This is a genomic window from Stenotrophomonas sp. STEN083 (assembly GCF_056759195.1).
The window spans coordinates 1-20136 of record NZ_JBRRCU010000070.1; the positions used below are offsets into that span (position 1 = coordinate 1).

Sequence of the window (20136 nt, forward strand, 5' to 3'; positions counted from 1 at the left end):
TTTGGGTTGGTGTTTCTCCTCCGCCCCGCCCCCCCGCCTCGCGCGCCGGCGGCCGCTCCCCGCCCCTGCGCGTCCAGCCCCCCGCACTACAGGTGAATCGTTTGCCGAGCGGACGGATCAGAGGGCGTCGAGGTCGCCCAGGGCCCGGATCAGCCGCCGGGCGCGCTTGTCGGGCCGGTGTTCGGGGGCCTGGTATCCGGTACGCTCGGCGGCACGGCGCAGCTGCAGCTCGTGACGCGCCTGCTTCGAGGCCGCCGATTCTTCGTACATGGCCTGCGCTACCGGCGCCGAACCGCGTTTGTCACTCAGACCGCGCACCGCGATCTCGAAGATCTCATCGCCACGCTGCACCCGCAGCGCATCGCCCACGCGGATCGCGCGCGAGGATTTGGGGCGCTGTCCTTCCACATCCACCTTGCCGGTTTCGACCGCCTGTTTGGCCAGGCTGCGGGTCTTGAAGAAACGTGCAGCCCACAGCCACACATCAAGACGAATGCTTGCTACCACTACGACTTCACCACTCATCGCGTTGCCATGACTCCTGTGTAAGCCTTCAACCGGTGATACCTGACGCCGGCACCCTCACCTGCAAGATGCTAGTGTGCCAGCCCACATCCCGACAGCATTGCCCATGTCGAAAACCAAGCAAACCCGCTCGCTGACCGAGGGCCCTATCGGCACCAGCCTGCTGATGTTCGCGCTCCCCATTCTGGCTGGCAACATCGCACAGTCGCTGAACGGGTCGGTCAATGCCATCTGGGTGGGCAAGTTCCTCGGCGAGGCGGCGCTGACCGCCACCGCCAACGCCAACAACATCATGTTCTTCCTGATCGGCTCGGTGTTCGGCATTGGCATGGCCGCCACCATCCTGATCGGCCAGTCCATCGGCGCCAAGGACCTGCCGCAGGCGCGGCGGGTGATGGGCACCAGCGCCACCTTCTTCATCAGCCTGTCTGCGGTCATCGCGGTGCTGGGCTGGTTCCTGTCGCACCGCTTGCTGCTGGCGATGGGCACACCGGCCGAGTCGTTGCCGATGGCCGATGCCTATCTGAAGGTGATCTTTCTGGCGATGCCGCTGCTGTACGCGTTTGCCTTCATCACCGCCGCCTTGCGCGGTGCCGGCGATGCGCGTACACCGTTCCGCTTCCTGCTGCTGGCGGTGCTGCTGGATATCGCCTTCAACCCGCTGCTGATCTTCGGCGTCGGTCCGTTCCCGGAACTCGGTATCGCCGGCGCAGCCTGGGCCACGTTCTTCTCGCAGGCCTTGGCGCTGGCCGGCTTGATGCTCTATCTGCGCAACAAGCGGCACATGCTGTGGCTTGGCCGCAAGGATATCGGCCTGCTGAAGATCGACACCGTCATCCTCAAGGCGCTGGTGGTCAAGGGCGTGCCGATGGGCCTGCAGATGATCCTGATCTCGCTGGCGATGATCATGATGATCAGCATGGTCAATGGCTATGGTGTGGAAACCGCCTCTGCTTACGGCGCCGCCATGCAGCTGTGGACCTATGTGCAGATGCCGGCCATGGCGATCGGTGCAGCCTGCTCGACGATGGCCGCGCAGAATGTGGGCGCCGGCCTTTGGCCGCGGGTGGAGGCTACTGCGCGTACCGGTGTGCTGTTCAACTTCCTGCTGACTGGCGCCTTGATTGCGCCGATCATCCTGTTTGATCGCAGCACCTTGGCGTTGTTCCTGCCCGCTGCCAGCGAGGCGCTGGAGATCGGCCGCCACCTGAATCACATCGCGGTGTGGTCGTTCCTGTTCTTCGGCGTCAACTTCGTGCTGTCCGGCGTGGTTCGTTCCACCGGTGCGGTACTGCCACCGCTGTTGATCCTGGCAATCGGCATGTGGGGCATCCGCGTGCCGTTCGCACTGTGGCTGCAGCCGCACTTTGGCGCCGATGCGATCTGGTGGAGCTTCCCGATCAGCGCGCTGTGCTCGATGCTGATGATCATGGCCTATTACCGCTGGGGCAATTGGCGCAGCGCCAGCATCCTCGACAAGCCGGCGCAGGCCACCCCGGCGGAGGTGCCGGCGACGCCGCCGTCGCCGGTGGCGGATCCTGACGTGGAATTGGAGCGCTAGACCGCGTTGTGGGAGCGGCGTCAGCCGCGAAGCTGGTATTGCCGGAAGGCCGAAGAGCTCAACCCCTCCCCAACCCTCCCCTTGGCCTGCGGCCAAAGGGAGGGAGCTGAACGACGTGTATTACCGAGCCATGCTCGGCAGCGGCATTACCGGTGACGCCTCATGCCGAGCATGGCTCGGCACTACAGGTGCTGCTGATCAATAACTGCCGTCAAAGGCGAAGATCGGCTTGCGCTGCTGCCACAGGCCCTTGGTGAAGTCCGGGAACTCCAGGGTCTGGAAGCTGTTGGCAATCGACTGCTCGGACAAGGGGGTGATCGCACTCCAGGTCACGGCATCGTAGATGTCGATCGGCATCGGTGCCTTGGCCTTCAATGCCTCGACAAACGCGTGGATCACGAACCAGTCCATGCCGCCGTGACCAGCACTGGCGGCGGTATCGGCATGCTGCTTCCACAGCGGGTGCTCGTACTGGTCCTGATAGGTCTTGAACTCTTCCCACTGGTGCGGCGGGCTGCGGCCTTCGATATGGATGCCGTGGTTGACGTCCATCCACAGACCCTTGGTGCCTTGCACGCGGAAGCCCATCGAGTACGGGCGCGGCAACGAGGTGTCGTGCTGCAGCAGGATGGTCTCGCCGTTCTCGCAGGCCAACGTGGTGGTGACGATGTCGCCGAGTTTGAACTTGACCTTGGTGCTGGGATGGGTAGTGCCACCGCTCTTGGCCACGGTGTACTCATGCAGGCCCCGTGCCTTGCTGGCGAAGGCATTGATATGGGTGAAACGATTGCCGCGATTGATGCCGGTATACATCGCGCACGGACCGATGCCGTGGCTGGGGTACAACTCGCCATTGCGCTGTACCGAGTGTTCGGTGCGCCAGCGTGCTTCCGACCAGCCCTTGGCGCCGAACTCCACGCCGCTGTCGTAGGGATGCTCCGGCGTGCCGTCGTTGAACTTCACCCCACGCAGGTCGTGCTGATAACCGCCCTGCAGGTGAACCAGTTCACCGAACAGGCCTTGACGCACCATCTGCAGCGCAGCCATCACGTCACGGCGATAGCAGACGTTCTCCAGCAGCATGTACGGGGTACCCGTGCTGAGCTGGGTATTGAGCACATCCCAATGGTCCTGCAGGGTAATGCCGGCGACCACTTCGCAGCCCACCGCGACCTTGGCCTGCATCGCGGCAATCGCCATCGGGGCATGCAGCTCCCACGGGGTGGCGATGACTACGCCGTCCAGGCCACGCTGCTCCAGCAGGCGCTTCCAGGCATTCTGGTCGCGGTCGGCGCCGTAGGCCTGCGGTGCTGGCTTGCCGGCCTTGGCCACCATGTCCATCGCGCGGCCGAGCATGATTGGCTCGATGTCGCACACGGCAACCACTTCGACGTCGTCGCGGCGCACCAGTTCCTTCAGCAATACCAGACCGCGCATGCCGGTGCCGATCACGCCCAGACGCACCTTGCGCCCGCGTGCCCAGGCGGGCGTTTCCGGCAGCAGGCTGGTGGCGGCCAGGGCCGCGCTGGCCATGATGAATTCCCTACGCTTCATTGTGTTTCCTCTTTCATGGGTCGTGCCGGTGATGGCAGGCATGCCACGACCGTGCTGACGGTGTCACTGTCTTGCCCCTCATGCAATGCATGAGGGGCAAGCGCTGCTGCGGTGGATCAGAACTTGTAGGTGGCGGTCACGCTGTAGATGCGACCAAAGTTGTTGGCATAGCCGGAGAAGTTCATCCAGTCGTTCGGATCGTAGAACGGAAGGCGGTTGAACAGGTTTTTGACGGTCACGCCGACGCTCAACTTCTCGATCGGACGCCAGTTCACGCTCAGGTTTGCGGTCCACCACGCCGGTGCGCCGCCGCAATGGCCGGGGGCCAGGTCGAGGAAGCTGCCGGTGCAGGTCTGCGCATTGTTGTCCTGCGCGTCGATGCGGTCGTAGGCCCACTTGGTGCCGCCGACGTAGTTGACGTAGAAGCCGGTATCCCAGTTGCCATACGTCCAGTTGGTGTTGAACGTAGCGCGCACCTTCGGGTTGTTGTAGTAGCCAACCAGGTTGCCGTAGTACCAGCCGTCACCGTTGTCGGAGTTGTACATGTTGCGGTTGGCGATGGTAGCTGCCACACCGATGTTCAGGCGGCCCCATTCACCCAGGTCGAAGCGGCTGCGCAGATCCACGTCGAAGCCGTCGATCAGGGTGCGGCCACGGTTGCTGTACTGGCCGATCACGCTGGCGACGTTGCCGATGCTATAGCCCGGCAAGGTGCCCGGACAGGTCACGCCGCTGGCCGGGTCATTGCACATGGCGGCCAGGGCCGCGAGGTTGGACCGGTCGGACTCGGTGATCGGGAAGCGGGTCATCGAATCGATGTCTTCTTCCTTGCTGTAGTCCGGTGCAACGATTTCATCGCGGCGGTACACGAACCAGTAGTCCGCCGACACCGACAGCCAATCGGTCGGCTCCAGCACGACGCCCAGCGTGGCGATCTTCGCCTTCTCCGGCTTCAGGTCCTGGTTGGGCTGGGTCATGCGCGCCACGTTGCGGCTGCAATCGCTGTTCCACAGGCTGTTGCCCAGATCCTTGTCGACGACGCGGTTGGACTGGCGCAGCAGGCCAGCGATCGCATTGGTTTCCGCACAACGGACTTCATCACGGTAGCCGCCGATCTGTGCGTACACGCCACCGCTGCCGGCCTCGGCCAGACTGGGTGCTCGGAAGCCTTCCGAATAGGTACCACGCAGCATCAACTGCGGCAGCGCCTGGTATTTCAGGCCGATCTTCGGCGCGGCGTTGGCGCTGAAGCCCGGGTACTTGTCCAGGCGCAGTGCCAGGTCCATTTCAAGCTTTTCAGTCAGCGGCACCACCGCTTCGGAGAACAGCGCGTAGGTGTTGCGCTTGCCGTCGAACCACGAGCCACCCTGCTGGGTGATCAGGCCGTTGGCGGCATCCGGGTTGCCCGGCGTGTAGAAGGTTTCGCGGGTTGCATTGAAGCCGAACGCCGCGCGCACTTCGCCGGCCGGCATGTTGAACAGCGGGCCTTCGATCTTGCCGTCCAGGGTGTGCAGGCGGGTCCAGGACTCGATGTCAAAGGTCGGGAAGGCTTCGCGGATCAGCGCCGCGTTGGCTTCACTGATCTCGCCGAACTTGTAGGCCGGATGATCGGAAATGATGACGCGGCCGGTACCCGGATCGATGGTGTACGGACCGAACGCCTTCTCGAAGCCCTTCAGGTTGACGTTGGTGGTCTGGTAGGTGACCGAGTGCGAGCCTGCGGTGGCGAACGCGGTTTCCCAGTTCCAGTCGCCGGCAGCACCACGCAGACCTGCCACCACACGGTAGCTGTCGTCGGTATTGCGCTGACCGAAGTGGCCACCACCGACGTCCTGCAGCAGGTAACCCAAACCGACCACACCGCCATTCATCGCCTTCAACTCCGGGCTGGCGTGGTTGTATTCGTTGTTCGGGCCGAGCCACGGGGTCAGGAACTGGTTGACCGTATTGCCGGTGTTGCGCGAGAACCAGCTCTGTGGATTGCCGGTGGTGGTGCCGTAAGCACGCGGCGTACCGCCATTGGCGTGCAGGTCGATGTCGGTGTAGGTGACTTCGGCGAACGCCTCGGTGCTGTCATTGAGCTGGTAATGACCATTGACGTAGGCGGTGACGCGTTTGGAATCGGCGCCCCCGTTGATCTGCCGGTTCATCCAGGTCTGCCAGATGCAGCGCGTACCACTGCTGACCTGCAGCACGTTGTTGCAGCCCGGTGCAGCCTCATCCTTGCGCACGCCGGTGACCGGATCGATGGCGTAGTAATAACCGGGGTTGAACACGCCCGGCGCGCTGCCGGTGTCCAAGCGCAGATTCTTGATGTAGTCCGGGTTGTTGACGTAGAACTGGCCCGGGTGCTTGAGGTACCACTCGCTGTCAGGAATGCCGTCGCGCTCATACAGATTGACGCTGGCATAGACGTTGTAGCCGTCCTCGGCCATGTCGCCGAAGCCGCCAGTGACGCTGGCCTGCTTCTCGCCGAAGGAATCAAAGCGTGAGGCGGTATCCCAGGTGCCACTGACTTCGAGGCCTTGGTAGCTGCGCTTGGTGATGACGTTGATGACGCCGGCCACTGCATCGGTGCCGTACACGGCCGAGGCGCCATCGGTCAGCACTTCCATGCGTTCGATGACGGCGGCGGGAATGGCATCGATGTTGACGAACTGGGTCTGGAAGCCTGCCGGTGCGCCGTAATACGACAGGCGACGGCCGTTCAACAGCACCAGCGTGCCCTGTGCGCCGAGACCACGCAGGTTGGCCTGCGAAGCGCCATCGGAACCGGTGAACAGCGACTTGGAATCAACCTGGCCCGGACGCGCTGCCGGCAGGTTGTCGAGCACCTGCAACAGCGTGCGCGCGCCCATGTTCTCGATGTCCTGCTTGCTGATCACCTGCACCGGCGATGCGGTTTCCACATCGGTGCGGCGGATGTTGGAACCGGTGACCTCGATGCGGGACAACTCGGTGGTCTTGTCCTTTTCCTTCTCAGCCTTGTCCTGCGCGAACGCGGGTGCGGCGATGGCGAACAACACGCTGGCGACAGCCAACGATAGTGGAGCTTGCAAACAGCGTTTGGCACTGCGGTTGGCTGGCAACATCGGGGTTCTCTCCTGGCAAGGGCACGCAAAAAAAACAGCAGTTGGCGGGCAAAGCGATCCCATGCCACGGTTCTTGGACCGTAGCCGGGGGTAATCCGGTGGGAGGAGCGGTGTTACGGGTGGGTCATGGGGCGAGGATGTCGGCGGAATCGCCCTCCTCGCCGATCAGTACGGCATTGGCCCAGTTGGCGCAGACCTGGGACGGTTGGCTACCCTGCGCGCCCAAGGTGCGCAGACTCAATCTGGACAGACCACGGATGTCGAGCTCGGGCTTGACCACGCCCGGTGCTTTCACAAAACCGCTGTCATAGAGCAGGCGGTCATCGCCCCAGACCTGGAACTGCAGACCACCGGCCTGACGGCATTGATCATCGACGCCGAGGTCGGCACGCAATGTTTTCCAATGACCCTTCAAACTCATGTCGATGCGGCTTTGCGCGCCGACGCCGAGGCCGCGGCGGAACTGCAGGCCGTTCATGCGCATCGGCACCGCGGCAGCGAACGAACGGTCGGCATGCACCTGGGCGGCCAACACGGCCGGCAGCGGCAGCTGGGAGAGGTATTGCTGCCGCGCCGGCCGCTCGGCCGTTTGCTGCTCGAGGATGTGGAAGGTGGACAGTGCAATCGGGCCAACATCGCGCGGCTGCAGTGCATCCACCGCACGCGCGGTGCCCTGCGCTGCGGTCACCATCGGATCGGCGTCACCTGCGCCGTCGCCATCCGGGTTCTGCACGCTGAGCACGCGGAAGCGCAGCAGACGGCCGGCATGGGCCGGGAAATCGATGCGCTGCAGTTCCTGCTTCAGCTGCAGGTGACCCGTAGCAATCGGCTTGCCCCACTCACCATTGCTGTCGGCCATGTAGATTTCGTAATCACGTACCTGACCATGCTTCCAGTGCTGGTCATTGCGCGGCGCCAGTTCGATGCCGTCGATCAGCTTGCGCTCGCCAAAGCCCACCACCCACTCATGGGCACCGGTGCGGATGGCCTGGTTGCGCACGCTGCGGAACCACGTCGCCGGATCGTCGTCGAAGGCATTTTCCAGCGGATGACCGGGTTCTTCTGCCGGGCGGTTGACCACCAGCAGGCTGTCGGACGGCAGCGCGCGGCCCAGCTCCGGTGCGTTCGGGAAAGCGTCGTCAGCCAGTGCCGTGGCGGCCGGGAAATCCAGCTGCAGTTTCAGCGGCGCACGGATGTCCTGCGTCGCGGTACGCACATGCAAGGTGCCCTTGCGCTCCTTGTCATCGAAGTACCAGCCCTCGCTGGCTGCCTGCAATGCAGCCGCGTCGGCCAGCTTGGGCAGCGCGCGGCCATCCAGCTGCACCGCTGTCGGTGCGCTGCGATTCAACACGCGCAGGCCGTAACGACGCTGCGCCAACTGGCCTTGATACTCACCCTGCACCGGGGCGATCTCGACCTGCACCGGGCCACTACCCTTCGCTGGTGCCTGCACACGAATCTGCTGCGTGCTGGACTCGCCCTTCTGGTAACGGCGGGTGCTGCCATCGTCTTCGTACAAGATGTAGCTGGATTCGCCCTGCGGATACAGATCGAAGGTCACTTCATCCAGCGGCTTTTCGCCGTCGAACAACATCTCCGGGTACATCGGCAGGATCGCACCGGCACGCACGAATACCGGCAAAGTCGCCAGTTCAACCGGACGGTCGAGCTGCTTGCCTGCGGCACCGGCCTGGAGATGGCGGCCATCCCAATAGTCGTACCAGCCACCGGCAGGCAGATGGATATCGCGGCGCCAGCCACGGCTCGCCGCCTGGCTGCGGTAAACCGGCGCGACCAGCAGATCGCGGCCAAGCAGGAACTGGTATTTGTAGGTTTCGTCCTGCGCGTGCGGGTCCTGCGGGTTGTCCCACATCAGCCCGCGCACCGGCGGCGCACCGCTTTGTGCAGCGTCGTGCACCAGCCCGTACATATACGGGGTGAGGCGCATTTTCAGCTTGAGGTAGTCGCGGTTGATCGAACGGTAGGGCTCATCGAAGGCCCAGGGATGCTTGCGCGCGTTCGACGACCATCCGGACATGCCCATCAACACCGGAGTGAAGGTCTTCCACTGCAGGTCGCGGGTGAAGGTTTCGGCGCTGCCGCCGAAGATCGCATCGACGTCGCCGCTGGCATAGGCCATGCCAGACAGGCCCGAACCCACCAGGGTCGGCACGTGCCAGCGGATGTAGTCCCAGCTGCTGCTCTGGTCACCGGTCCATGCAACCGCATAACGCTGGATGCCGGCCCAACCCATCACCGTCCACAGGAACGGACGCGAGTCGGAGTTGTTGAGGATGCCGTCGAAAGCCTGGCGGTTGGCATCCATCGCGAACTGATAGCCCTGACCGGTCCAGGCCACGTCCAGCTTCTGCACGCGGCTGCCGGCCTTGCCGACTTCCCAGGCAATCTTGTCGACGCCGTTCTCGGTCCACAGGCCGGTCTTGAAGCCGTATTTGGCCAGACCCTGCACAGTTTCCGGCAGCTGTTTGTAGCCACAGCCGTAGCCGTCGTTGGGCAGGATCCAACCTCCGGGCATATCGTTTTCGCGGTACTTGGCGGCAACGCTGTTGACCACGTCGATGGTGGTGCCAGTGGGGCCATCGCTCCAGCCTTCGGGCACGCTGCCGGGCTTCTTGATGTTGTCGCCGTCGTTGTAGCAGTCGGCATCGCCGTAGGACAGCGCCCAGCGCGCGACCATGTTCGGGCGGCCGGTCAGCTGGGTGTAGCGTTCCAGCAACCGCTGCAGATCATTGCCGACGAAGTAATAGGCGTCGAAGCGATCTTCGCGATGCAGCAGCGTGGCCTGGTCCGGCTGGCGCAGGTCATAGCTGCCGTCGCTCCAGGTATTGCGCAACATGCCCCAGCCGCGTGAGCTGAGCAGCATCGGCGCCGGGCTCGGGCGGTCGCCCTCTTCCCAGCCACCGGAATAGGAAACCTCCAGCTCGCGGCCCTTGAACTGGAAACGGCCGTTCTGCTGGCCGCCACCGTAGAAGGCTTCATCGGCCTGCGAGGACAGCACCTGCACGCTCTGCTCGGCGCTCAGATCCAGCGGCTGCTGTTCCTGCCATAGCGATACCGGCTTGCCGGCGTCCAGACGCTCCAGGCGCAGCTGCAGGGGCTGCCGCTGTACATGCAGGACCAGCGCCGGGGTACGCACGCGGATTTCCTGCGCGTCTTCCTCCAGCTGCGCCTGCACCTGCTGCACGGGCTGCGGCAACACGATGGGCGCGGCCTTGTCGCCAGCGCCGGTCAGCTTGCCGTTGCGGCCGGCCTGCACATGCACGATGTCGTTGGCCAACACCTCGATGCGCAGGGTGCTGCCGGTATCACTGCGTACGTCCCAGGCACGCACGCCGTCGCGGCCATCACTGGCGGTGACGGAGCGCAGATTGCCGATGGGCTCGGCCTGTGCGGTCACTGCCGGCAACAACAGGGCCGAAAGCAGCGCCAGCAGCAGCGGCGATTGACGAACGCAGTGTTCCACCTTGCCTCCAACCCGTTCAACGGGCGTTTCGAAACCGAGTGCGCCGACTCTAGGGCAGGAAATCGAAAGATGTCAACAAAATGAAAGCAAAAGATAAGTAAGATTTCTTGCAATCGAAAGATGGTGCAGGGCAGCAACTTTCACATCACTTAGCTGAGCGTATTCATTGCTGCGAAAGGGTTTCCCGGGAAACCTTTCGATTCGGACGATCCTCAAGAGAATAAAGTCGAATCAAATTATTTCTTTCGTTTTGCTTTCGGTATTTGACATTTCGAAAGAAAAGAAAGATGGTGCGCTGGCCAAACAGGAATCACACATGGATGCCACCCTGCTTCACGATCTGACCGCCTGGCAGCGCCTGGGCGGAGCCGATACCGCTACCGAAATCGCCCAGCAGCCCGCGCTGTGGGAAACCCTTGCCATCGACCTGCAACAGGCCAGCACGCGCTTGCAGGCCTTCCTCGGCGAGCGCCTGTCCGATCCGCGCCAACGGGTGATCTTCACCGGTGCCGGCAGCTCGGGTTTCATCGCCGAGATGGTGGCCGACACCATCAACGCGCAATGGCCGGCCGAAGTACGCGCCGTGCACACCACCAGCCTGCTCACCCACCCGGCGCTGTACCTGCAGCGCGACCGCCCGACCCTGCTGGTGTCATTCGGACGCAGCGGCTCCAGCCCGGAAAGCGTGGCGGCCGTCGATCGCGTCCGTGCCGACGTCAACGATGCCCGCTTCCTCGATATCACCTGCAATGCCGAAGGCGAGCTGGCTCGTCGTGGCGCCGGCCGCGAGGACACCTGCACGCTGCTGATGCCGGCCGCCAGCTGCGATCGCGCCTTCGCCATGACCAGCAGCCTGAGCTGCATGCTGCTGACCGCACTGACCGTGTTCGACAGCGCCCCCTGGGCCGAGCGTGTACAGCGCCTGCAGCAGGTTGCCGCACTCGCGCGCCAGGGCTTGGACAACTGGGATGCGGCGGTCGCTGCACTCGCTGCGCAGCCCTACAACCGCGTTATCTACCTTGCAAGTGGTCCGCTGGAAGCGCTGGCCCGCGAGGCCGCGTTGAAGGTGCTGGAACTCACTGCTGGCCGCGTGCTGGCCCTGGCCAATACCCCGCTGGGTTTCCGCCACGGCCCCAAGTCCACGCTCAATGATGAAACCCTGGTCGTCGTGCTGCGCAGCGCCGAGCCGCTGTCGCGTCGCTACGAGCAGGATCTGCTGGAAGAGCTGCGCGGTGATGGCGTTGCCGGCAAGGTGCTGTCGATCGGCCCGCATTCGGACCTGGGCATCCACGACGATTACACCTTGTCCGTGCCTGCCCTGCCGGACAGCTGGTTGGCGCCGGTGTGGCTGCCGTTCGCCCAGCTGTACGCCCTGCAGCGCTCTGCCGCACTCGGACTGACGCCGGACAATCCGTTCCCGGACGGCACCGTCAACCGCGTGGTCAAGGGCGTCACCATCCACCATGGCTGATACCCGCGCTCCGGCCTGTTACGGCATCGACATTGGCGGTACCAAGATTGAACTGGTGGCCTGCGATGCCGCCCTGCAGGTCGCGTGGCGCAAACGCATCGCCACCCCGCAGGGCGACTACAACGGTTTTCTGCAGGCAGTGGTAACGCTGGTTGCAGATGCCGATGCAGAACTCGGCCAACGCGCGCAGGCCATCGGCATCGCCCTGCCCGGCGTGCGCGAGCGGCGCAGTGGCCGCCAACTCAGTGCCAACGTACCGGCATTGACTGGCCAATGCGTCAGCGCCGATCTGCAGGCCCGCCTGCAGCGGCCGCTGCATTTCGGCAACGACTTGCAGTGTTTTGCATTGTCGGAGGCACACGGCGGCGCGGCCGATGGTTACCCCAGCATGTTCGGCGCCATCCTCGGCACCGGTGCCGGCGGCGGTTACTGCCTGCACGGCAAGCTGGTCGGTGGCTTCAACGGCCTGGCCGGCGAATGGGGCCACTGGAGCGTGCCGGCCGATCTGCTGCAACGGCATGGTTTGCCACTGCTGGATTGTGGCTGCGGCCTGCGCGGCTGCGTGGAGCGCTATGTCTCCGGCAGCGGCGTGGCCATGATCGAACGCCACCTCGGCGGCAAGGCGGCCAACGCCAGCGAGGTCATCGCCCAAGCCGAGGCCGGCGACATCCGTGCCATGCAGGCACTCGATATCCATCGCGACCTGCTAGGCCACAGTTTCGCCGCGCTGATTCTCGCGCTGGACCCGCACGTCATCGTGCTCGGTGGCGGCCTGTCGCAGTACGCGCCGCTCTACCAGCAGCTGCCCGCGGCCATCGCCACACATCTGTTCAACGGCGTGGAAGTGCCGCCCATCGTGCCACCGCGCTTCGGCGATGCCGGCGGTGCCCGTGGTGCCGCCCTGCTCGCCTGCCAACCCGCTTACCTGATTCCCGGAGCTTGACCATGTCACCGCTGCAATCCCTGCTTGCCTCTCATCGCCAAGGCCACAACGTCGGCCTGTACAGCGTCTGCTGCAGCAACGAACAGGTGTTGCGCGCGGCCATGCATGTGGCCGCGCAGCACGGCACCGTGCTGCTGATCGAAGCCACCTCCAACCAGGTTGACCAGTTCGGCGGTTACACCGGCATGACCCCGCCGCAGTACCGCGCCTATGTGGAAGCGCTGGCCGACGAAGAAGGCTTCCCGCGCGGGCAGCTGATCCTCGGCGGCGATCACCTCGGCCCCAACGCCTGGCAGAAGCAGCCGGCCGCCGAAGCGATGGCCAATGCGCGCGTATTGATCGAGGCCTATGTCGCCGCCGGTTTCCACAAGATCCATCTGGACTGCAGCATGTCCTGCGCCGATGACCCGACCCCGCTACCGGACGTAACCGTCGCCGCGCGCTCAGCCGAGCTGGCAGTGATTGCCGAAGCCACTGCCAAGGCCAATGGCCTGCCGCCGCCGGTCTACGTGATCGGTACCGAAGTGCCCATCCCCGGTGGCGAAGCCTCGCTGGCAGGCGGCCTGGCCGTGACCACGCCGGCCGCTGCCGCGCAGACCCTGGCCATCCACCAGCAGGCCTTCGACACACCGGAACTGCGCGATGCCTGGCAGCGCGTGATTGCAATGGTGGTGCAGCCGGGCGTGGACTTCGACCACAGCAGCGTGCACGAGTACGACGCCACCGCTGCCAGCGAGCTGGCGGATTTCCTCGAGCAGCAGCCGCGCATCGTGTTCGAAGCACACTCCACTGACTACCAGCGCGAGTCCGGCCTGCATGCGTTGGTGCGCGACCACTTCGCCATCCTCAAGGTCGGCCCTGCGGCAACGTTCGCCTACCGCGAAGCGCTGTTCGCACTCGCCGCGATCGAAGCCGAACTGCTGCCCGCCGCGCAGTGCTCCAAACTGCCGCAGGTACTGGAACAGGTGATGCTGGCCAAGCCGAAGAACTGGCAGGCGCATTACCACGGCGACGAAGCCACGCTGCGCCTGCTGCGCTCCTACGCCTTCAGTGACCGCTGCCGCTACTACTGGGGCGAGCCGGAGCTGCTGCTGGCCGTGCAGACCTTGTTCGCCAACCTGGAACAGCACACCCCGCCGCTGGTGCTGCTCAGCCAATACCTGCCGGGCCAGTACGTGGCCGTGCGCGAAGGCCAACTGGCCGCCACGCCAGCGGCCTTGGTGCAGCATCGCGTCGGCCAGTGCCTGGGCGAATACGCACGTGCGTGCAGTGCCAATCAAGCGGGTAGTCGCAAGCAAAGCGAAAGTTTGCGCGCCGCGAACCTTGCGAACGGTTAATCTCCGCTTTCAAACGCACAAGAGAGCTGACCATGCGCAATACCCGTCCCCGCCGACAGCAGATCCTGCAACGCCTGATCGACCAAGGCTCGGTGCAGGTTGCCGAACTGGTTGACCAGTTCGGCGTGTCGGCGGTGACCATCCGTACCGACCTCGGCCATTTCGAGGCGCAGGGCCTGGCCACGCGCACCCATGGCGGCGCGACGCTGGTGCGGATGCCGCCGCAGGAACAGGACATCCACGAGAAGGATGCGCTGAACCTGTCGCTGAAGGAGTCCATCGGTATGCGCGCCGCGCAGCTGGTGCAACCCGGCGACAACATCATCATCGACTCCGGCTCCACCACCATGACCCTGGCCCGGCACCTGCGCGACCACCGCGATGTCACGGTGATGACCAATGGCTTGAACATCGCCTGGGAACTGGCCAACGCACCGGCGGTCAACGTACTGCTGACCGGCGGCCTGCTGCGCAAGCAGTCGCTGTCGCTGCAGGGCAGCCAGGCCGAAGCCAGCCTCAACTCCTATAGCTTCGATACCTTGTTCCTCGGCGTGGACGGCCTGGACCTGCAGTTCGGCCTGACCACCCATGACGAAGCCGAAGCCCGCCTCAATCACCGCATGGTCGAGCGCGCCCGCCGCATCGTGGTGCTGACCGACGCTTCGAAATTCGGCCGCGTCAGCCTGCACCGCATCGCCCGCCTCGATCAGATCCACGCCATCATCACCGATACCGGCATCGACGAGGCAACCCGCGAAGGCTTGCAACGTCAGGGCATCGAAGTGATCACCGCCGAGCCACCGCTATGACCGATACCCAAAGCCTGTACGGCCGCATCCTCACCCCCTTGGGCTGGCGCCGCGGCCACGTCCACTTCGACCAGCAACTGCGCACGCTGGACGTGGAAGATCACGCGGGTGATGGCGGCGATCTGCCCATCATCCTGCCCGGCTTCATCGACCTGCATGTGCATGGCGCAGCGGGTGTGGACCTGATGCAGGGCGGCGATGTCGCCCGCCGCATCGCCCACACCCATGCCCGCTACGGCACCACCACCCTGCTCGGCACCACCATGACCGCCGAGTACGCCGAGATCGAGAATGCCCTGCGTGGCGTTGCACAGGTGATGGAGACGCCGGACGCAGATGCCGCACAGATCATCGGCGTGCACCTGGAAGGCCCCTTCATCAGCCCGCAGCGTTTAGGCGCGCAGCCGCCGCGCACGCTGGAAGCAACGCTGGAGTCGGTACAACACCTTCATGCATTGGCGCCGATCAAGGTACTGACCATTGCGCCGGAAATCGGCCAGCACACCGCCTTGATTCCAGCGCTGGCAGCGATGGGCATCCGCGTGCAGATCGGCCACAGCGCAGGCACATACGACGATGCCGTCGCTGCCTTGCAGGCTGGCGCCGTCGGCTTCACCCATCTGTTCAACGGCATGACCGGCGTTGATCATTACAAGCCCGGTATCGCTGCCGCCGCATTGGCGCATGCCGAATACGCCGAACTGATTCCCGACCTGCAGCATGTGCATCGTGGTGCGATCCGCATGGCCGTGCGTGCGATCCCGCGCCTGTATGCCGTCACCGATGCCACCGCCGCCACCGGCATGCCCGATGGCGAATATGCGCTGGGCGAGCAGCGCGTGCACAAGTGCATGGGCTGCGTGCGGCTCTCCACCGGCTCGCTCGCCGGCAGCGCACTGACCATGGACCAGGCGCTGCGCAACCTGGTCGATGTCGGCCTCGAACTGGCCGACGCCTCGCAACGTGTTTCCACCATCCAGGCCGAGTACCTCGGCCTGGAAGACCGCGGCCGCATCGCCCCGGGCCTGCGTGCGGACATGGTGGTATTGGACCCGCAATTGAAGTTGCAACAGATATGGATAGCCGGCAACCCGATCGACCCAAGCTGATCCGCTCCATGTAGTGCCGAGCCATGCTCGGCAGCCTTCCGTTCCGGTAGCCATATCACCGGAACACGCCACGCACCCGCACGGCAAACCGGGCAGGGCCCGGCGCCACAAAGAACCAGCCCCAGGAACGCGCCGATGACCGACACCACTTTTGCCGTGCCCGCCAGCGACGCCGCGCCGCGTTGGCCCGTGCGCTATCTCCTTTTCATCGCCGGCCTTGGCGGCCTGCTGTACGGCATCGACATCGGCATCATTGCCGGCGCCCTGCCCTATCTGGAGGCCACCGCCAGCCACGCCTGGCAGCTGAGCAGCCAGCAGATGGGCTTCGTTGTCGCGGCGGTATTGCTGGGCAGTGTGTTGTCATCGCTGTTCGCCGGCATGATCGCCGACCTGATCGGCCGACGCGGCGCGATGATGCTCGCGGGCGTGCTGTTCACCGCCAGCATCCCGATCATGGCGCTGGCCTCCGGCTATACGCCACTGCTGCTCGGGCGCCTGTTGCAAGGCATCAGCGGTGGTCTGATCGGAGTGGTGGTGCCGCTGTATCTGGCCGAAGTGCTGGGACCGGAACGACGCGGCCGCGGCGCGGCGATGTTCCAGCTGCTGCTGACGGTTGGCTTGGTGCTGGCCGCCTTGATTGGCCTGTATCAGGCGCATTCGGTGGATGCAGCGACCGAGTCGGTGCGCAATCTGCCACTGGTGCAGCAGGCACAGCACCTGTTCGCGGTGAAGGATCAGGCCTGGCGCACGATTTTCTGGACCTGCCTGCTGCCGGGCGTGGTGTTCTGCATCGGCCTGTTCTGGCTCAACGAATCACCGCGCTGGCTGGCACGTCGCGGTCGCATCGATGCCGCACGTCGTGGCTTGCAGGCCACGCTGCCGCCATCGCAGGTGGAAGCCACGCTGGCGCAGATCCAGAATCCAGTCATCGCCAAGGCCGAGGGCGAGCGCGACCGGCTTTTCAGCCGCCGCTACATGGTGCCGTTCGTGCTGGCCTGCCTGGTGCTGGCTTTCACCCAGGCCACCGGCATCAACTCGATCCTCGCCTACGCGGTCAACATTCTCAATCAGGCCGGCCTGCCGGGTGCGGCAGCCAATGGCGCGGATGTGGCGATCAAGCTGCTCAATGTGATCATGACCCTGGTCGCCTTGTTCCTGGTGGATCGCAAAGGGCGCAAGTTCCTGCTGATGATCGGCAGTGGTGGCATCTGTCTTGCCCTGTTGGCTGCAGCGATGCTGTTTTTCAAAGCCGAACAGGGCCGCGCCGATGTGCAGCAGGTGTTGCAGCATGCGGTGCAGGCCGATGGTCTGCAGTTGCAGCTGGATGCGGCGCAATGGCATCAGCTGGCCGGCACCCGCAATCGCGACGGGCAACCCTCGCAGCTGACGGTGTCGTGGAGCTATGGCGGTTTCAGCGATGTGCGCTCGCTGCGCAGCGACAACCCCAGTGATCAGCAGTTGCTGATCGAGCGCTCCGGTACGGTGCGTGCCGACAGTGTGATCGGGCGTTTCTTCCGCAGCCTGCATCTGAATCCGTTCCCGGACCCGAGCGCGGCCGCCGATGCACCGCTGCGCATTGAGCAGGCCTGGATCGGCGCAGTGCCACCGGCTTCGCATGGCTGGGCGGTAGCGGCCTGCATCCTGGTGTTCGTGGCGTTCTTCGCGGTGGGACCGGGCGTGTGCGTGTGGCTGGCCTTGTCGGAGTTGATGCCGAACCGCATTCGCTCGAACGGCATGAGCATCGCGCTGCTGATCAACCAGTTTGTGTCGACCACGATCGCGGCGGTGTTCCTGCCAACGGTCGGTCATTACGGCTACGCCAGCATGTTCCTGTTCTGGGCGGCGTGTACGTTTGCGTTCTTCCTGATTGCCGCGTTCTGGCTGCCGGAAACCAAGGGCAAGACGCTGGAGCAGATTGAGGCGCATTTCCGCTGAGTAGCGGCAGAGCTACAAGCCAAAGCAAGAATCAAAAGCCAAAAACCCCCTCATCCGCCCTCCGGGCACCTTCTCCCGCAAGCGGGAGAAGGAACAGCTAAGTTTCCTGCCAACTGATAGTTGGCCGCGCAGAGCGCAAGCCACAGCAAAAGCCGGAGCGCAAGCCGGAGCGCAAGCAGTACCTCAGCACACAGTAAAGCCAGCTGTCCCTTCTCCCGCTTGCGGGAGAAGGTGCCCGGAGGGCGGATGAGGGGAGCTTCTACGCCTCTACGCTTCTGCGCTTCAAAGCCTTGCCACCTCCACCCAACCCCACAAACGCAAACGGCCACCCGAAGGTGGCCGTTGCTGCAAACAGGCAGAACCTGTTGGCGGGAGTATCAGCCGGCAGCCTTGGCAGCCAGGCGAGCAGCCTTGGCCTGCTGGGCAGCAGCCAGATCTTCCTTGATGCGGGCAGCCTTGCCTTCCAGGCCACGCAGGTAGTACAGCTTACCGGCGCGAACCTTACCGCGACGCTTCACTTCGACCGAGTCGATGATGGCGCTGTGGGTCTGGAAAACGCGCTCGACGCCGTAGCCGTGCGAGATCTTGCGCACGGTGAAAGCGGAGTTCAGGCCAGCATTCTTGGTGCCGATGACGACGCCTTCGTATGCCTGCACGCGCTCACGGTTGCCTTCCTTGACCTTCACGTTCACCACGACGGTGTCGCCCTGGCTGAACTTCGGCAGTTCGCGGGTGATCTGGGCGGATTCGAATTCCGCGACGATGGACTTGTTCAGCTTGCTCATTGGGTTACACCGATTGTTCGGGGTGGGCGTGTCGGTATCGACAGCTTAGGCTCATACAGTCGCCGGATTGCGCTGCACGTTATTGTTCTGGCCCCACGTCAGGCCATTCAGCCGACGGGAACTGGTAATTCTAACTTACTGTTCGCCCTCGGCGCCAGTAGCTTGTTTGAACGAATCTGCAAGCGTCTGCCGGGCTTCGGCCAGCAGCTTGCGGTCTGCCTTGTTCAGGCTGGCCTCGTCCAACAGATCCGGACGCCGCAGCGAGGTGCGCAGCAAGGATTGCTGGCGCCGCCAAGCGGCAATGGCGGCATGGTTACCGGAGCGCAGCACGTCCGGCACATCGCCCAGCACGTGGCTGGCCGGATGGCTGTAGTGCGGGCAGTCCAGCAGGCCATCGCCTTCAAAGCTGTCCTGCACCGCCGACTCGGCGTCGTTCAGAGCACCGTCCTGCAGACGGGTAACCGCATCGATGATTACCGCCGCACCCAACTCACCGCCGGACAGCACGTAATCGCCGATGGAGATCTCCTCGTCCACCTCACTCGCCAGGAAGCGCTCGTCCACGCCCTCGTAGCGACCACAGAGCAGGATCATCCGCGGCAAGGCCGCCAGCTCGCGCACCTTGACCTGGTCCAGCGGCCTGCCCTGCGGGCTCAGGTAGATCACCGGTGCCGGCGTCGGATCGGCCTCACGCGCTGCCGCCAGGGCTGCACGCAGAGGCTCAATCAGCATCACCATGCCCGGGCCTCCACCGAAGGGACGGTCGTCCACCCGCCGGTAATTGCCCTCGGCATAGTCACGCGGGTTCCAGCCATGCAGTTCCAGCAGGCCCCGCTCCTGCGCACGGCCAACCACGCCCAGCGCGGCCGATTGAGCGATAAATTCAGGAAACAGGCTGATGACGTCTACACGCACAGGCTTTAGAACTCCGGATCCCAATCGACCACGATCAGGTTGGCCTCGAAATCCACGGATTTGACGAAGTCGCCCATCACGAACGGAATCATCCGCTCACGGTCGCCGCGGGTTACCAGCACGTCATTGGAGCCGGTACTGAACAGATGCGAGGCAATACCCAGCTTGACGCCTTCGACGGTCTGCACGTCCAGGCCTTCCAGATCGACCCAGTAATACTCATCCGCGCTCGGCGGCGGCAAGGCGCTGCGGGCAACGTAGATCTCGGTCCCGCGCATGGCCTCAGCCACGTCGCGGTCGGTCACGCCCGGGAAGTTCGCCACCAGAGTCTTGCCCGAATCACGGCCACGCACACCGGTCAGCTCGGATTCCTGACCCGCAGGGGTACGCAGGATCCAGGGCTGGTATTTGAAAATGGCCGAACGCGGCTCGGTCCAGGACTCAAGCTTCAGTTCGCCGCGCACACCAAAAACGCCGGCAATCCTGCCCAGCAGGATCCGGCGCTCGATATCTTTCTTCATATAGCAGTCGGGGGGGGGGGGGGGGGGGGGGGGGGGCGGGCGGGCGGGGGGCCGCGGCGGGGGGGGGGGGCCGGGTTGGGGTGGGGGGGGCGGGG

Annotated in this window: 14 protein-coding genes; 7 read left to right on the forward strand and 7 right to left on the reverse strand. The window is 64.4% G+C overall.

From position 1 onward, the window contains the following. Nucleotides 1–117: 117 nt before the first annotated feature. Nucleotides 118–525 carry an RNA-binding S4 domain-containing protein gene (locus ACVOK8_RS16545; RefSeq protein WP_481567777.1) on the reverse strand — a complete coding sequence of 136 codons (408 nt, stop codon included), beginning with the start codon at nt 523–525 and terminating at the stop codon, nt 118–120. Between the two features lie 106 nt (nt 526–631). On the opposite strand from ACVOK8_RS16545, the gene ACVOK8_RS16550 reads away from it, so the two are divergent. Next, nucleotides 632–2086: an MATE family efflux transporter gene (locus ACVOK8_RS16550; protein WP_481567778.1), complete on the forward strand. Its 1455-nt coding sequence runs from the start codon at nt 632–634 to the stop codon at nt 2084–2086. Nucleotides 2087–2284: 198 nt separating this feature from the next. Here ACVOK8_RS16550 and ACVOK8_RS16555 read toward each other — a convergent pair whose 3' ends face one another. From ACVOK8_RS16555 to ACVOK8_RS16565, 3 genes are all read right to left on the reverse strand, one after another. Continuing rightward, nucleotides 2285–3640 (reverse strand): Gfo/Idh/MocA family protein, encoded by a 1356-nt coding sequence (locus ACVOK8_RS16555; protein WP_481567779.1) that lies wholly within the window; start codon nt 3638–3640, stop codon nt 2285–2287. Nucleotides 3641–3756: 116 nt separating this feature from the next. Then, the gene (locus ACVOK8_RS16560; protein WP_481567780.1) at nt 3757–6732 is read right to left on the reverse strand and encodes a TonB-dependent receptor plug domain-containing protein; all 2976 of its coding nucleotides are present in this window, start codon (nt 6730–6732) and stop codon (nt 3757–3759) included. Between the two features lie 124 nt (nt 6733–6856). After that, the gene (locus tag ACVOK8_RS16565; RefSeq protein ID WP_481567781.1) at nt 6857–10216 is read right to left on the reverse strand and encodes a TIM-barrel domain-containing protein; all 3360 of its coding nucleotides are present in this window, start codon (nt 10214–10216) and stop codon (nt 6857–6859) included. A 316-nt stretch (nt 10217–10532) separates the two neighbouring features. On the opposite strand from ACVOK8_RS16565, the gene ACVOK8_RS16570 reads away from it, so the two are divergent. The 6 genes from ACVOK8_RS16570 to ACVOK8_RS16595 all read left to right on the forward strand — a co-directional run bounded on the left by ACVOK8_RS16570 (nt 10533) and on the right by ACVOK8_RS16595 (nt 17820). After that, nucleotides 10533–11687 carry an SIS domain-containing protein gene (locus ACVOK8_RS16570; RefSeq protein WP_481567782.1) on the forward strand — a complete coding sequence of 385 codons (1155 nt, stop codon included), beginning with the start codon at nt 10533–10535 and terminating at the stop codon, nt 11685–11687. Next, on the forward strand, nt 11680–12630 hold the full coding sequence (locus tag ACVOK8_RS16575; RefSeq protein ID WP_481567783.1) for an ROK family protein: 951 nt from the start codon (nt 11680–11682) through the stop codon (nt 12628–12630). Before ACVOK8_RS16570 ends, ACVOK8_RS16575 begins: the two co-directional genes overlap by 8 nt. 2 nt (nt 12631–12632) lie before the next feature. Beyond that, nucleotides 12633–13967 carry a D-tagatose-bisphosphate aldolase, class II, non-catalytic subunit gene (locus tag ACVOK8_RS16580; protein ID WP_481567785.1) on the forward strand — a complete coding sequence of 445 codons (1335 nt, stop codon included), beginning with the start codon at nt 12633–12635 and terminating at the stop codon, nt 13965–13967. 26 nt (nt 13968–13993) lie between these two features. Continuing rightward, nucleotides 13994–14776: a DeoR family transcriptional regulator gene (locus ACVOK8_RS16585; RefSeq protein ID WP_481567790.1), complete on the forward strand. Its 783-nt coding sequence runs from the start codon at nt 13994–13996 to the stop codon at nt 14774–14776. Further along, entirely contained in the window at nt 14773–15885 is a 1113-nt protein-coding gene (nagA, locus tag ACVOK8_RS16590; RefSeq protein ID WP_481567786.1) for an N-acetylglucosamine-6-phosphate deacetylase, read from the forward strand. Before ACVOK8_RS16585 ends, nagA begins: the two co-directional genes overlap by 4 nt. Before the next feature lie 135 nt (nt 15886–16020). Next, nucleotides 16021–17820, forward strand: coding sequence for an MFS transporter (locus ACVOK8_RS16595; protein ID WP_481567787.1), 1800 nt, complete (start codon nt 16021–16023; stop codon nt 17818–17820). A 377-nt stretch (nt 17821–18197) separates the two neighbouring features. Here the strand turns inward: ACVOK8_RS16595 and rplS are convergent, their stop codons facing one another. From rplS to rimM, 3 genes are all read right to left on the reverse strand, one after another. Then, a complete protein-coding gene (gene rplS / locus ACVOK8_RS16600; protein WP_481513194.1) occupies nt 18198–18605 on the reverse strand; it encodes a 50S ribosomal protein L19 in 408 nt (135 codons plus the stop codon). Nucleotides 18606–18740: 135 nt separating this feature from the next. Continuing rightward, on the reverse strand, nt 18741–19520 hold the full coding sequence (trmD, locus tag ACVOK8_RS16605; RefSeq protein ID WP_481567788.1) for a tRNA (guanosine(37)-N1)-methyltransferase TrmD: 780 nt from the start codon (nt 19518–19520) through the stop codon (nt 18741–18743). A gap of 5 nt (nt 19521–19525) precedes the next feature. Further along, nucleotides 19526–20041 carry a ribosome maturation factor RimM gene (gene rimM, locus ACVOK8_RS16610; protein WP_481567789.1) on the reverse strand — a complete coding sequence of 172 codons (516 nt, stop codon included), beginning with the start codon at nt 20039–20041 and terminating at the stop codon, nt 19526–19528. Nucleotides 20042–20136 lie beyond the last annotated feature (95 nt).

Coding starts and splice junctions, on each gene's coding strand:
- ACVOK8_RS16545 (WP_481567777.1), bottom strand. CDS start 525: ATGAGTGGTGAAGTCGTAGTGGTAGCAAGCATTCGTCTTGATGTGTGG.
- ACVOK8_RS16550 (WP_481567778.1), top strand. CDS start 632: ATGTCGAAAACCAAGCAAACCCGCTCGCTGACCGAGGGCCCTATCGGC.
- ACVOK8_RS16555 (WP_481567779.1), bottom strand. CDS start 3,640: ATGAAGCGTAGGGAATTCATCATGGCCAGCGCGGCCCTGGCCGCCACC.
- ACVOK8_RS16560 (WP_481567780.1), bottom strand. CDS start 6,732: ATGTTGCCAGCCAACCGCAGTGCCAAACGCTGTTTGCAAGCTCCACTA.
- ACVOK8_RS16570 (WP_481567782.1), top strand. CDS start 10,533: ATGGATGCCACCCTGCTTCACGATCTGACCGCCTGGCAGCGCCTGGGC.
- ACVOK8_RS16575 (WP_481567783.1), top strand. CDS start 11,680: ATGGCTGATACCCGCGCTCCGGCCTGTTACGGCATCGACATTGGCGGT.
- ACVOK8_RS16580 (WP_481567785.1), top strand. CDS start 12,633: ATGTCACCGCTGCAATCCCTGCTTGCCTCTCATCGCCAAGGCCACAAC.
- nagA (WP_481567786.1), top strand. CDS start 14,773: ATGACCGATACCCAAAGCCTGTACGGCCGCATCCTCACCCCCTTGGGC.
- ACVOK8_RS16595 (WP_481567787.1), top strand. CDS start 16,021: ATGACCGACACCACTTTTGCCGTGCCCGCCAGCGACGCCGCGCCGCGT.
- rplS (WP_481513194.1), bottom strand. CDS start 18,605: ATGAGCAAGCTGAACAAGTCCATCGTCGCGGAATTCGAATCCGCCCAG.
- rimM (WP_481567789.1), bottom strand. CDS start 20,041: ATGAAGAAAGATATCGAGCGCCGGATCCTGCTGGGCAGGATTGCCGGC.